The following is a 12,944-nucleotide window of genomic DNA, read 5'->3' on the forward strand; positions in this document are numbered from 1 at the left end:
CTCCGTTACTCCGTTGCTGCACCACCGCCGACGCGGGCTGCACGGCCGCCGCGGCGGCCGCCGCCGGCTGAGGCTGCGGCAGGAGCGGGTGCCGCGGCATGGCCGCCTTCGGCCGGCTTGTAGTCGCGGTAGGTCTTGATCCAGTTGTAGCAGTTCTCGTCGGTGCCGTTCAGAACGTTGGCGGCGCGCACGGCTTCCATCTCGGCCGGGCGGCAGGGGTTCATGATCGCGGACGTCATTCCGGCGCCGATGACCATCGGGATGAAGCCGGCATTGATGCCATGGCGGTGCGGAAGGCCGAAGGAGATGTTGGAGAGGCCGCAGGTGGTGTTGACCTTCAGTTCCTCGCGCAGACGCCGCACGAGCGCGAAGACCTGCAGGCCGGCGGAGCCGACGGCGCCGATCGGCATGACCAGCGGGTCGACGACGATGTCGTGCGGCTTGATGCCGTAGTCGGCGGCGCGCTCGACGATCTTCTTGGCGACGGCGAAGCGGACGTCCGGGTCCTGGCTGATGCCGGTCTCGTCGTTGGAGATGGCGACGACCGGGACGTCATATTTCTTGCAGAGCGGCAGGATGGCTTCGAGCTTTTCTTCCTCGCCGGTGACGGAGTTGATCAGCGGCCGGCCCTTGGCGACCTTGAGGCCGGCCTCGATGGCGGCGGTGACGGAGGAGTCGATCGCCAGCGGGATGTCGACCAGGCCCTGGACGATTTCCAGCGTCTTGACGAGCAGCGGCGGCTCGGTCTCGTTCGGGTTGACGGCGGTGACGCCGGCGTTGATGTCGAGCATGGTGGCGCCGGCGGCGACCTGCTCGAGGGCGTCCTTGATGACGGTGTCGAAATTGCCCTCGATCATCTCGGCGGCAAGCTTCTTGCGGCCGGTCGGGTTGATGCGCTCGCCGATCACGCAGAAGGGCTGGTCGAAACCGATGATGATTTCGCGGGTGGCGGATGCGACGATGGTGCGGGTCATGATCTTCTGGGTCTCCGTCGTGGCGTGGAGGTCTGTCTCCGGGCGCCGGTCAATCTGTGTGATGGCGTGGGCAGGCTGGCGCGGTCAGGCCGCGTCGCGACCTCCAGCGTGGACGAGCTTCACGAGGCGTTCCTTGTCGTAGGCCGCCTCGATTTCGGCGGCTGCCTTGTCGGCCTCGGCTTCAAGGTCGTCGCTGACCGAAACCGGATCGGCCTTGCGCCATTCGGCGAGGTACTCATCCGTCTCGGCGGCGCCGGAGCGCATGGCGCACATGTCGATCGCTTCGGTGAAGCGCAGCGAGAGCTCACGCTTGGCCGAGGTGCGGCCCTTCCTGACGATGACCTGGGCGGGGATGTCGCGCCAGTAGACGATGATCCTGTCGGCCATGAAATTCCTCCTGCTAGCGCGAGAATGCACCGCCCACGACCGATGGACTGCGCTTTAGACGACGTCGCGAACAACAAAAAACGACGCGGCGGGAATTTACCAGACGCGGCGTGTCACGGCGTACCAAATCCACAGCCAAATCGGCGGCGGGAAGCGCAGCGCGGAGACGCCTTCGCTCGGAATCGTGCGGGCCGTGCCCTTAAGGATTGCGCCAATGGTCTGGGCCAGCGCCGGAAGCGCGACCGCGGTCAGCAGAAGGGGGTAGGTGGAGATGTTGTCGCGGTCGGTCGGGACGGTGCGGACTTCCGCCAGCGTCGCGCCGGTGTCCGTGCCGGCATCGACCAGATGGATCGTCGCGCCGAAATTCCCCCGGTCGCCCAGGGCAAGCGACCAGTAGCCGCCCATCTGGCCGCGGTAGGTGGGGTTTATGCCGGCATGCAGGTTGACGATCGGGCAGCGGATGGCGGCAAGCGTGGCGGGTTTCAGGAGCCGCGTGCTGACGAGGAGGATGACGGCCGGCGTCAGGTCGCGGAGGCTGTCGAGGCAGGCATCGCTGTTGACATCGGGAACCTTGATGATCGCCACGTTCGGCGGAAACTCGGCGCGCAGGCCGGTTGACTGGATGATGCGCTGGACCCGGTCGCGCGAGGCAAGCCGCAGGAGCTTGGCCAGCGCCATCGTCGCAAGCTGGCCCGATGCGTCGAGCCATCCCCTGGCGCGGGCGCGTCGCCTCAGGATTTCGCCCTTGGCTTCCGGCGTCTCGACGATGACATGGATGTCGGGGAAATGGGACGCCAGCGCGCAGACCACAAGGCGGGAATTCTGTCCGCCATCCGTCATGACGACGACCCGTCGTGCCGCGGCACGAACGTCGACTAGCCCAGCTTCGACCATCAAGCCCCTCAGAAAACCAGGTTCAGCAGCGCTCCGGCCGTGAAGACAACGAAGCCCGCAAGCGCAATCGTGGCAAGACCTATCACGCAACCCGCCAGAACTCCAAGGCCATCGCGCTCGGAATGCGCAAAGCCGATAATCGCGAGAGCAAAGGCCGGCGGCCAGTTGCCGAGCGGGATGGGCAGGACGACGACCACGGCAAGGATCAGCGCATAGATGCCGAGCAGACGTTCGGCCGACCGGGACTCGAGGAACCAGAAGCGCGGTCTGACCCAGTTTTCCGCCCATTGCAGCCAAGGTCCGAGGCGACGCACGATGAGTTCGAAGGTCTGGCGGTCGATTCGGTAGTCGCCGATACGCTTCGGCAGGACGACGCGCCCATGGGGCGAGGCAAGCATCTGCCACGCCACGAAGACGAGCGGCAGACCGATGATCAGCGTGGCGCCGGGCGGCAGCGGCACGAGATTGGGAAGGGCGAAGACGAGAAGAAAGGCGCCGAAGGAGCGATCCTGCAGGGCGATCGCGATGTCGCGGACGCTGATCTTGTCGCTGCCGGTCGCGGCCAGACGCCTCAGGACCACCGACAGGTGTTCCGGATGATGACGCTCGGCGGTTTCGGCATACGAACCACTGATGGCATGTGCTCCGTCGGTCATGGCTCCCCCCATATTGTTCTTGTCGACGTCACCCGATGATGGCGATCATCGATTTCGGCGTCCTTAAGGGAGGCCGCGTGCGCGTGCTGAATTTCACGCCATGCTAAAGGAAGCGTAAAATCCATGGCTTGAAGGCATGGCTTGATTTTGTGACGGGCGCATGTCAGTCAGCCGCGCTTTTCCTCGAACGGAGGTCACGACATGGTGTACGGCACTCTCGCACGGGTTTTCATCGTTCTCATGGTCGCTATCAGCCTGAGTGGCTGCGGCAATACCATTCGCGGCGTCGGGCGGGACCTTGGCAATGCAGTGGACGCCACGCAGGATGCGGGTCGCAGCGTCGTCAATGCGGTGAACTGACCGGGACGACGTTCAGGCCGCCGGGCGCGGGCGCGAGGCGGCAACGAGTTCGCGCTCGAGATCGCCGTAGCCGGTGAAACGGTATTCGTAGTCGAGCTTCAGGTAGTCCGCCGCCCATTTCGCCTTCTCCTGGAGCACTGGGTCTTCCGTCTGCGCCAGATAGACGATCTTGGTGTAATTGCCGAACACCATGTCGCGAAGTTCGGGGTGCCTGTCGAGCTTCAGGGGCTCGATAACGAAGGCCTCGAACTGCCGGGTGATGAGGTCGGTCAGGTAGAAGGCCGTGAACTCGTCCTCGCACTCGGCGAGGAATTTCTCCGTGCCGGTGAAGAAGGCGTAGCAGTGCGGTCCGCCGATGCGCTCAATGCCTTCTTCGAGGCAGATTTTGTCGATCTCACCCTGGGTGCCGCATTCGGCATAGCCGATGAAAATCCTGTTCACGCCATCGGCGCGGGCCTCGGCAATTTTCGTACGGAGCGCAGGCGCGATTCTTTCCGGGTAGACGTGCCAGATCGCCGGCAGACACTCGAGTTCGAGATGGGCCAGCCCGTTCGCTTCCTTCACGGCCAGAACCTCGCGGGCAATGGCGCCACACGCAATCACGCGAACCTTTTCCGTCACCGTGCGTTCTGTCTGCGAAATCTCGTTCATGTCAAACCAGATAGGGAGCCCATGTCATGAAGAAAAGCACCACCCGTCTCGCCGTCGCCGCATCGCTGTTCGCGTCGGTCGCACTGCTCGCCGGCTGCGGCAACACCATTCGCGGCATGGGCCAGGATACCGCAAATGCCGTCGATGCAACGCAGGACGCCGGACAGCGGGTCGACAACGCCGCTTCCTACTAACGGCGAGAGCAGAGGGAGACACGCCATGACGCTCGGGACTGTCGCACGCATATCGGCATACTACATGCTATTCGTCGTCGTCGGAGGTCTGGCGAGCAGCCTCTGGGCGATCGGTGCCGGTCAATCAGGCGCATCCACGGCAAATATGATGGCGGCCTCAGAACACTGAGGCCGCCTTTTTCTTATCAGGCGCGACCGCCCATCTGGTTGTGCTTGCGGGCGATGAATTCCTTCGCCGTTTCAACGGCAATGGCAGCATCGCGGCAGTAGGCGTCGGCTCCGACGGCCTTGCCGAATTCCTCGTTCAGCGGTGCGCCGCCGACGAGAACGACGTAATCGTCTCGAATGCCTTTTTCCTTCATCGTGTCGATGACGACCTTCATGTAAGGCATGGTGGTGGTGAGCAGAGCGGACATGCCGACGATATCCGGCTTTTCGCGCTCGATCGCTTCCAGATAGTTCTCGACCGGATTGTTGATGCCGAGGTCGATGACGTCGAAACCGGCGCCTTCCATCATCATGCCGACAAGGTTCTTGCCGATGTCGTGGATGTCGCCCTTGACGGTGCCGATGACCATCTTGCCCTGCTTCGGCGCGCCGGTTGCGGCGAGCAGCGGGCGCAGGATCGTCATGCCGGCCTTCATGGCGTTGGCCGAGAGAAGCACTTCCGGCACGAAGAGAATGCCGTCGCGGAAGTCGACGCCAACGATGCGCATGCCTTCGACCAGAGCCTGGGTCAGGACGTCGTACGGCGCCCAGCCGCGATCGAGAAGGATTTGCGTCGCTTCCTCGATCTCTTCCTTCAGGCCGTCGTAAAGATCGTCGTGCATCTGCTGCACGAGTTCTTCGTCGGAGAGTTCCGAGAGAATGATTTCATCGTCTGACATGGCCTGATGTTCCTGCTGGATGACCGTTAAGCGATTGGAGTCGATAAAAGACTGCCCGAGGAGCAGTTAAACCTCAATAGGATAAAAAACTCATTTCGAATGCGACGTCCCTGACCGAAAAAAGCGACCAAACAGGATAGTCGATGTCTGTCCGGTGGTATTCGTTGGCGCAATAAGGAATGTTTCACATCTCAATTCGAATAGCATAAGAGCAAATTCGAAAGCGCCCAGCGGCGCGAGAGTGAGGAGCACCATGGACGACATGACTCAAGATTCAAACGCCGGCGGCCGTCGCGCCCGCGGCGAGGGCAGGGGAGCAGCAGCCCGCAGGGCCTCGCGCAGCGGCGGCGGCGCCGGTCCGTCCATGCCCTATATCACCCGCAAGATCGCGGAATACGAGGTCCTCGACGAAGAGGGCCTGTCGATCATCGAGCGCAATGCCGACACGGTGCTCGAAGAAATCGGCATCGAGTTCCGCGACGACGCCGAGGCGCTGGAGATCTGGAAGAAGGCCGGCGCGGATGTCCGCGGCCAGCGCGTGCATTTTCCGAAAGGTCTGTGCCGGGAGATCCTGAAGACCGCGCCATCGCAGTTTACCTGGCATGCGCGCAATCCGGAGCGCAGCGTGCAGATCGGCGGCAAGGCAACGGTCTTCGCCCCTGTCTACGGTCCTCCCTTTGTCCGCGACCTAGACGGCAACCGCCGCTACGCGACGATCGAGGACTTCCGCAATTTCGTGAAGCTCGCCTACATGGCGCCGTCGGTGCATTCGTCCGGCGGCACGGTCTGCGAGCCTGTCGACGTGCCGGTGAACAAGCGTCACCTCGACATGATCTACACGCACCTCAAATATTCCGACAAGCCGTTCATGGGGTCTGTGACCGCGCCGGAACGCGCCGAGGATTCGGTGGCGATGGCCAAGCTCGTGTTCGGCGATGACTTCGTCGAAAACAACTGCGTGATGCTGAACCTCATCAACGCGAACTCGCCTATGGTGTTCGACGAGACCATGCTGGGTGCTTTGAAGGTCTACGCCAAGCACAACCAAGCGTGCGTGATCTCGCCGTTCATCCTATCGGGCGCCATGAGCCCGGTCACGGTTGCCGGCACGCTGACGCAGATTCTGGCTGAAGTGCTGGCGGGTGCCTCGTTCACCCAGCTCATCCGGCCGGGTGCGCCTGTGCTGTTCGGCACATTCGCAGCCTCGATTTCCATGCAGTCGGGTGCGCCGACCTTCGGCACGCCGGAGCCGGCCCTGGTTTCCTATGGTGCGGCACAGTTGGCGCGTCGCCTCGGCATTCCGTTCCGTACCGGCGGCTCGCTCTGCGCCTCCAAGGTACCGGACGCGCAGGCAGCCCACGAGAGCGCCAACACGCTGAACATGACGCTGCTCGCCGGCACGAACTTCGTGCTGCATGCCGCCGGCTGGCTCGAAGGCGGGCTTTCGGCCTGCTACGAGAAGTTCATGATCGACCAGGACCAGCTCGGCATGATGCAGAAGATGGCAGCCGGCGTCGACCTGTCGGAAGGCGGGCAGGCGATGGACGCGATCCGCGAGGTCGGTCCGGGCGCCCACTATCTCGGTTGCGCCCACACACAGGCGAACTTCCAGACGGCGTTCTACCGCTCGGCGCTCGCCGACAACAATTCCTTCGAGCAGTGGGAAGTGGAAGGCCGCAAGCGGATCGAGGAACGCGCCAACGCGCTTTGCCGCTCATGGCTCGACTCCTACGAGGCACCGGCACTCGATCCGGCGCAGGACGAGGCGCTTCTGGCCTATATCGCCGAGCGCAAGGGATCGATGCCCGACGCTTTCACTTGAAAGCATCCCGAAGCCAGGGAGCAAGGCGGAGCACGACAAGTGGCCGACATGATCCAGGAGGAAGTGTGGAGGCCGCATTACAAGTATGAAGGACCGCGATGAACGCGCGGTCCGGTCTCCTCGACGACATCAAATCGGCGCTCCGCCCGAACGGCCTGTTCGTGCGGGGCGTTGCCGTTTTCGGGGAGGGCGACGGGCCGTTGCTGGCCGACGGGAGGCGTGCGGCGAGCGTCGTGCTGGTCGGAAACGCGGGAGGGTCGCTTTGGACCGCCTTCGATGAGTGGCACCGACAGCACGTGAGAGCGGTGGAGCATCCGCTGGACACCTGGTCGAAGCAGGTGATCGGCGAGGCTGCGGAACGGTTTGGCGCCACCGCCTACTATCCGTCCGATCCGCCGTATCAACCGTTCCAGCAATGGGCGATGCATGCTGAAGGCCTGAAAGCCTCGCCGCTCGGGATTCTGATCCACCCCGAGTTCGGCCTGTGGCACGGATACCGGGGCGCGCTCGGGTTTTCCATAGCGTTAGCGGCGTCGGGGCGGGTAGAGAGGCATCCCTGCGATCACTGTTCCGACAAGCCGTGCCTCACATCCTGTCCGGTCGCTGCTATCCGGATGGATAGCTTCGACGTGGCGGCATGCCGGTCGCATCTGGCGACGCCCACTGGGCAGGCAGGTTGCATGGTGTCGGGATGTCTCGCTCGGAATGCCTGCCCGGTCGGTGAGGAACATCGCTACCCGGAAGGCCAGATCCGCTTTCACATGCGGGCTCTGACGCTTCCGGCGGTATGATCAGGCGGTCAGGCGGCCGTCCTCATCGGTTTCGCGGGCTTGGCATCGGCGATCTTGCGGGCGGCGGTGCGGGCCGCGCGCGAGGGCACCAGCGCCAAGACTTCGTCGGCGAGCTGGGCCGCGTTTTCGAGGGCGCGGTCGAGATTGCTGACTTCCTCGCCGTTGAGCGCCTGCAGCAGGCCGCCCTTGCCAAAGACATCACGGTAGGCGGCACGCTCGGCGATCGGCGTCGACAGGGTGTGGATGTTGCGACCGGCGAGGAAATCCTTGGCGGCCTGCAGGGCGCGGGTGGTGACGGCGATGTTGACGCGGGTGAGAACGACCGAATGCGGGATGCGAATGTCGCACTGGCGCTCGAGTTCGCCGAGCAGTTCGAGAACCTGGGCGCCACCGACGGCATCCATCGCACAGCCCTGGACGGGGATCATCACGTGGTCGGCGAGGCCCACGGCCTTGGCAAGCAGGGCGTCGTGGCTCGACGGCAGGTCGATCAGCGTATAGCCTCCGCGCTTGCGGGCCTTGGCCGCGGCGTCTTCGATGGAGTGTTCGTCAACGGCAACGACCTGCAGCAGACCACCACAGGCAGCAAGCGCATGCCAGCGGCTGATCCAGCCGCGCGGATCGGCATCGAGTATGGTGACGCGGGTGCCGCGACGGACGAGCTCGCTGGCGAGAACGAAGACGGCCGTGGTCTTGCCGGCGCCGCCCTTGGTATTGGCAAAGGTCATGATGGGCATATCGATTTCCTTGAAAATTGGATCGAGCCACTTCATCGCTCAGGACGGACAGCCGGTCAGGCATGCTGTCGTATTAACAGGTTTGGCCATTATGGTTAACGAGCGGTAAAGGAGGTGGTCGCCTTGTTAAGATATGTGGTGACGCAACGGCGAAGCCCCCGGAATTGGACGGGGGTTTTTATCGTGGTGCTGCTCTTCGGGCTGATTTCCGGCGCGACGGGAGCGCGTTCGGAAGAGTGCGAAAGGGAGGAGGCGGGCGGCAATGCCTACATCGTCTGCGATTTCGATTCGCAAATCGACGATATCCGAATCGTCAACCGGCGCCCGAACGGCGAGCCGTATCGGAGTTTCCTCGCGCTGGTCCAGGCATTCTGGCTCGACCGTCACGTCGTCAGCTTCGCGACCAATGGCGGCATGTACCACGACGATCTTTCACCGGTTGGCCTGTTCGTCGAGTATGGCATCGAACGCAAGGCGGCGGTAACAGGCAGCGGATACGGGAATTTCCACCTGCTGCCGAACGGTGTCTTCGCAGTCGGCGGTGGTAAGGCGGTGGTAAGGGAAACGCAAGCCTATCTGGCCTCCGGTTTCAAGGCGGATTATGCGACACAATCGGGTCCGATGCTGGTGATCGCCGGTCAAATCCATCCGCGATTCCTGCCTGACAGCGACAGCCTAAAAATCCGCAATGGCGTCGGTATCGACAGGCAGGGGAAGGTCCGGTTCGTCATTTCGGAGAGATCTGTGCGATTCTACGACTTCGCCGTCTTCTTACGCGATACGCTCGGCTGCGCCAACGCGCTTTATCTCGACGGCAGCATATCCAGCCTCTATGCGCCGGACATCGGGCGGCACGACCGCTGGTTTCCGATGGGACCGATCATCGCGGTCGTCAAACGGTTGCCGGACTAGGAGAGGTCAGACCGAGGATTTGGGATAGGCCCGTTCAAGACCGCCGGAGCGGGTGAGACCATCCCGGAAGGCCGCGAAGGCCGGGTGCTGGCTGGAGCGTGCCACTTCCGAGAGGCGGATCTGCAGCCGGGACGGAGCGTTGTTGCCGAGCCATTCGCCACAGCGTCCGAGCTTCAGCGAATTGAGGAAGCGGGCTTCGGACTGGCGGTTCAGGTAGAAGAGCAGGCCTTCAAGAAGGTTGTCGTCCTGGGCCGGATTTTCGAAGATGAGCTTGAGGAAGGCATCGCCATCGCCTTCGAGCGCAGACAACTTGTCGGCGACAGTCTCACGGTCGGGAAAGGGGATCTGAGCGGCGGACATCGGCTCCTCCGGTGATGTTCGAATCGTCGTTGTCACTCCATTAGAACCGTTGGTGTCCAAAAGAAAACCGTCCGTCGCGCGAGCAACGGACGGCCTGTGGATAGCCGGTCCTTCGAAACCGGTCAGTCGCGCCGACGGCCGCGGCGCTCGCGTCCCGCGCCTGCGGCCGTGGATTCGCTTGCGGTCTTGTTGCGCAGCGGACCGATGCGGTCGACGATGGTCTCGATGGTCGGTCGCGGGCCGGGCGTATAGCTGTCGAGCGCCTGACGCATTGCCGCAAGATGGCCGCAGGACGTGCCGCAGCAGCCGCCGATGATTTTCGCGCCGGCATCGCGGGCAAGGCGGGCATAGTCGGCCATCAGCGGCGGCGTGCCGGAATAGTAGATTTCGGCGCCGCGATATTCGGGGATGCCGCAATTGCCCTTGACGATGACGGTGGCCGAGGGGTCGGCATCCGTCATATCGAGCAAGCTTGCCAGAATGTCGGAGGCGCCGACGCCGCAATTGGCGCCAACGGCAAGGGGGCCTTCGCCGACATCCTTGGCAACGCCGTGGATGTCCTTCGGCTCAAGGCCCATCATCGTCTTGCCGGCGGTATCGAACGAGCCGGTATAGGTGTAGGGCATGCCGACCTTGACGGCGGCCTCGGCGGCGGCGCGAATTTCTTCCGGAGACGACATGGTTTCGATCCAGGCGACATCGGCGCCGCCGGCCTTGAGACCCTCCATTTGCTCGGCGAAGGCTGCGACCGCATCTTCGTAGCTCAAGGCGCCGAGGGGAATCAGAAGTTCGCCGGTCGGACCAACGGAACCGGCGACGATGACCTTGCGGCCGGCCTTGTCGGCAACCGAGCGGGCGATTTGCGCAGCCTTGCGGTTGAGTTCGAACACCCGGTCCTGGGCGTTGTGCAGCTTGAGGCGGTGACGCGTGCCGCCGAAGGAATTGGTGAGGATGATATCGGCACCCGCATCGACGAAGTCCTGGTGCAGCTTGACGATCTTTTCCGGCTCATCCTCGTTCCACAGCTCCGGCGCCTCGCCAGCCTGGAGGCCCTGGGCGAAGAGATTGGTGCCGGTGGCGCCATCGGCGAGCAGCACGCCCTTTTCGGCCAGCAGAAGGGACAGCGGATCGTGGGCGACGGACATGGGTTTTCCTCTCGTGTTGTTCGGAAATGATATAAAGCTTTCTTTATGTCCCGGCAAGGCGCAAAACGAAAAGGCCGCCCGGCGTTTCCGCGGGGCGGCCCTGGCTGGATCGGTATCGCCCTCAAGCGGCGATCTTCGGGTCCATGTGCGTCGAGGGGGTAACCATGGCCGCTATGATCGTGTGAAGGTCGACCATGCCGAGCGGCTTGCCGCCGTCCCCCGTGACGATGGCCTTCGACTGTTCGGCGTCGGTCATTTCCTTAGCGGCCGCTTCCAGCACGGTGCCGCTGGCGAGCGGCATCGCCTGCAAGCCATCCGGAACGGGTTGCATGATGGTATCGACCATGATGACGCGGCCGCGGTTCACCTCCTTGACGAAGGCGGTGATGTAGTCGTCGGCCGGCGAGAGCACGATCTGCTGGCCCGTGCCCTGCTGGACCACCTCGCCATCACGCAGGATCGCGATCTTGTCACCAAGGCGGAGCGCCTCGTCGAGGTCGTGGGTGATGAAGACGACTGTCTTCTTCAATTCCTGTTGCAGGTCGAGAAGCACGGTCTGCATATCGACGCGGATCAGCGGATCGAGCGCCGAATAGGCCTCGTCCATCAGCAGGATGTCGGCGTCGTTGGCAAGCGCACGAGCAAGGCCGACACGCTGCTGCATGCCGCCCGACAGCTGGTTCGGGTAGTGCCGCTCGAAGCCGGCCAAACCAACCCGCTCGATCCAGTGCTGCGCCGTCTTTTCGCTCCTGCTCCGGGGGATGCCCTGGATGTCCAGGCCGTAAACGGTGTTTTCCATGACCGTGCGGTGCGGAAGCAGCGCGAATTTCTGGAACACCATCGCCGTCTTGTGGCGACGAAATTCCCGCAGTTCCGTCTGGTTCATGCGGCAGACGTCGACATTGTCGTAGAGCACCTCGCCGGAGGTCGGTTCGATCAGCCGGTTGATGTGGCGGATCAGCGTTGACTTGCCGGAGCCGGACAGGCCCATCACGACGGTGATGCCGCCGGCGGGCATCGAGATGTTGATGTCTTTCAGGCCGAGCACGTGGCCGTATTTCTCGTTGAGTTCCGCCTTCGACATGCCGTCCTTGACGCGGTCTATGTAGGATGCGCCGTCGGGGCCGAAGATCTTGTAGAGATTGCGGATTTCGATGCCGTGACTAGCCATGGACGACCTCCGTGTGTTTCTGCAGGCGCTTGCCGAAGGCCTGGCTGGTGCGGTCGAAGATGATCGCGATGGCGACCAGCGCGAAGCCGTTCAGGAAGCCGATGGTGAGGAACTGGTTGGAGATCGCCTGCAGCACGTTCTTGCCGAGACCGCCGACGCCGATCATGGATGCGACGACGACCATGGCCAGCGACATCATGATGGTCTGGTTGATGCCGGCCATGACTGTGGGGAGGGCAAGCGGGATCTGAACGTTTCTCAGCTTCTGCCCGGGCGAAGAGCCGAAGGCGTCGGCGGCCTCGAGCACCTCGCGGTCGACGAGGCGGATGCCGAGGTTGGTCAGGCGGATCATCGGCGGCACCGCATAGATGACCACGGCGATGACCCCTGGAACCTTGCCGATGCCGAAGATCATCACCACGGGGATGAGGTAAACGAAGCTCGGCATGGTCTGCATGACATCCAGGATCGGATTGACGATCGACTGGGCGCGGTCTGAACGGGCCATCATGATGCCGATCGGGATGCCGATGACGATGGCAAGAAGCGTGGAGACGGTGACGATCGCGAGCGTGATCATCGTGTCTTCCCACAGGCCGACGAAACCAATCAGCAGCATGCCGACGATCGTCAGCGCGACAATTTTCAGATTGCGGCTCGCCAGATAGACGATCACCACCATGACAAGAAGGAAAATGAACCAAGGCGTGCTGACGAAGAGCGCCTCAAGCCAGTTCAGAAAGAGCTGGAGAGGGTGCGTGACCGCGTCGATCACGTTGCCATAGGCACGGACGAAGGATTTGAAACTGTCGTCCACGCTCTTGCGCACGACGCGCATGAGGTCGTTGTCGATCGCCGGAAACTTGCACAGCAGTTCCGGCAGGTAGTTGCATAAGGTCGAAGCCATCTCTTTCCCCTTTTGAGCCCTCGTCTTTGTGGCGTTCGAAACGCTGCGATGGGCCTTGACGGCGATGCCATAATCCCGCGGCGAGAGGCTAATCGA

Annotated in this window: 17 protein-coding genes; 6 read left to right on the forward strand and 11 right to left on the reverse strand. The window is 63.0% G+C overall.

Annotated features, from left to right (window positions below; translation table 11 throughout):
- Positions 1-5: 5 nt before the first annotated feature.
- From J5J10_RS07460 to J5J10_RS07475, 4 genes are all read right to left on the reverse strand, one after another.
- Entirely contained in the window at positions 6-974 is a 969-nt protein-coding gene (locus J5J10_RS07460; protein ID WP_208550841.1) for a methyltetrahydrofolate cobalamin methyltransferase, read from the reverse strand.
- A gap of 84 nt (positions 975-1,058) precedes the next feature.
- Complete coding sequence (locus J5J10_RS07465) at positions 1,059-1,361, reverse strand: virulence factor (protein ID WP_211929419.1); 303 nt, start codon at positions 1,359-1,361, stop codon at positions 1,059-1,061.
- A gap of 96 nt (positions 1,362-1,457) precedes the next feature.
- Positions 1,458-2,255 (reverse strand): formyl transferase, encoded by a 798-nt coding sequence (locus tag J5J10_RS07470; protein WP_249116699.1) that lies wholly within the window; start codon positions 2,253-2,255, stop codon positions 1,458-1,460.
- An 8-nt stretch (positions 2,256-2,263) separates the two neighbouring features.
- Positions 2,264-2,911, reverse strand: coding sequence for an exopolysaccharide biosynthesis protein (locus J5J10_RS07475; protein WP_211929420.1), 648 nt, complete (start codon positions 2,909-2,911; stop codon positions 2,264-2,266).
- A gap of 201 nt (positions 2,912-3,112) precedes the next feature.
- Here J5J10_RS07475 and J5J10_RS07480 point away from each other — a divergent pair, with 201 nt between their 5' ends.
- Positions 3,113-3,271, forward strand: coding sequence for an entericidin (locus J5J10_RS07480; protein ID WP_211929421.1), 159 nt, complete (start codon positions 3,113-3,115; stop codon positions 3,269-3,271).
- Between the two features lie 12 nt (positions 3,272-3,283).
- Here the strand turns inward: J5J10_RS07480 and J5J10_RS07485 are convergent, their stop codons facing one another.
- Entirely contained in the window at positions 3,284-3,922 is a 639-nt protein-coding gene (locus tag J5J10_RS07485; protein WP_211929422.1) for a DUF1638 domain-containing protein, read from the reverse strand.
- Positions 3,923-3,948: 26 nt separating this feature from the next.
- On the opposite strand from J5J10_RS07485, the gene J5J10_RS07490 reads away from it, so the two are divergent.
- Together J5J10_RS07490 and J5J10_RS07495 are read left to right on the forward strand one after the other, a co-directional pair.
- On the forward strand, positions 3,949-4,116 hold the full coding sequence (locus J5J10_RS07490) for an entericidin (protein WP_208550810.1): 168 nt from the start codon (positions 3,949-3,951) through the stop codon (positions 4,114-4,116).
- Between the two features lie 25 nt (positions 4,117-4,141).
- Positions 4,142-4,285, forward strand: coding sequence for a hypothetical protein (locus tag J5J10_RS07495; protein WP_211929423.1), 144 nt, complete (start codon positions 4,142-4,144; stop codon positions 4,283-4,285).
- A 16-nt stretch (positions 4,286-4,301) separates the two neighbouring features.
- On the opposite strand, the gene J5J10_RS07500 is transcribed toward J5J10_RS07495, so the two are convergent.
- Positions 4,302-5,003, reverse strand: coding sequence for a B12-binding domain-containing protein (locus J5J10_RS07500; protein ID WP_211929424.1), 702 nt, complete (start codon positions 5,001-5,003; stop codon positions 4,302-4,304).
- A gap of 253 nt (positions 5,004-5,256) precedes the next feature.
- On the opposite strand from J5J10_RS07500, the gene J5J10_RS07505 reads away from it, so the two are divergent.
- Positions 5,257-6,825 (forward strand): trimethylamine methyltransferase family protein, encoded by a 1,569-nt coding sequence (locus tag J5J10_RS07505; protein WP_211929425.1) that lies wholly within the window; start codon positions 5,257-5,259, stop codon positions 6,823-6,825.
- 98 nt (positions 6,826-6,923) lie between these two features.
- A complete protein-coding gene (locus J5J10_RS07510; RefSeq protein ID WP_211929426.1) occupies positions 6,924-7,616 on the forward strand; it encodes a 4Fe-4S dicluster domain-containing protein in 693 nt (230 codons plus the stop codon).
- 8 nt (positions 7,617-7,624) lie between these two features.
- Here the strand turns inward: J5J10_RS07510 and J5J10_RS07515 are convergent, their stop codons facing one another.
- On the reverse strand, positions 7,625-8,353 hold the full coding sequence (locus J5J10_RS07515; protein WP_211929427.1) for a ParA family protein: 729 nt from the start codon (positions 8,351-8,353) through the stop codon (positions 7,625-7,627).
- A 183-nt stretch (positions 8,354-8,536) separates the two neighbouring features.
- Here J5J10_RS07515 and J5J10_RS07520 point away from each other — a divergent pair, with 183 nt between their 5' ends.
- Positions 8,537-9,265: a phosphodiester glycosidase family protein gene (locus J5J10_RS07520; RefSeq protein ID WP_349252048.1), complete on the forward strand. Its 729-nt coding sequence runs from the start codon at positions 8,537-8,539 to the stop codon at positions 9,263-9,265.
- 6 nt (positions 9,266-9,271) lie between these two features.
- Here the strand turns inward: J5J10_RS07520 and J5J10_RS07525 are convergent, their stop codons facing one another.
- The 4 genes from J5J10_RS07525 to J5J10_RS07540 all read right to left on the reverse strand — a co-directional run bounded on the left by J5J10_RS07525 (position 9,272) and on the right by J5J10_RS07540 (position 12,848).
- Positions 9,272-9,625 carry a hypothetical protein gene (locus tag J5J10_RS07525; RefSeq protein WP_211929428.1) on the reverse strand — a complete coding sequence of 118 codons (354 nt, stop codon included), beginning with the start codon at positions 9,623-9,625 and terminating at the stop codon, positions 9,272-9,274.
- A gap of 122 nt (positions 9,626-9,747) precedes the next feature.
- Positions 9,748-10,770, reverse strand: coding sequence for a betaine--homocysteine S-methyltransferase (bmt, locus tag J5J10_RS07530; protein WP_211929429.1), 1,023 nt, complete (start codon positions 10,768-10,770; stop codon positions 9,748-9,750).
- Between the two features lie 121 nt (positions 10,771-10,891).
- A complete protein-coding gene (locus J5J10_RS07535; RefSeq protein ID WP_211929430.1) occupies positions 10,892-11,941 on the reverse strand; it encodes a glycine betaine/L-proline ABC transporter ATP-binding protein in 1,050 nt (349 codons plus the stop codon).
- Positions 11,934-12,848, reverse strand: coding sequence for a proline/glycine betaine ABC transporter permease (locus tag J5J10_RS07540; RefSeq protein ID WP_208550757.1), 915 nt, complete (start codon positions 12,846-12,848; stop codon positions 11,934-11,936). The genes J5J10_RS07535 and J5J10_RS07540 overlap by 8 nt, the downstream gene beginning before the upstream one ends.
- Positions 12,849-12,944 lie beyond the last annotated feature (96 nt).

Source organism: Ciceribacter sp. L1K23 (assembly GCF_018122705.1).
Lineage (GTDB): Bacteria > Pseudomonadota > Alphaproteobacteria > Rhizobiales > Rhizobiaceae > Allorhizobium.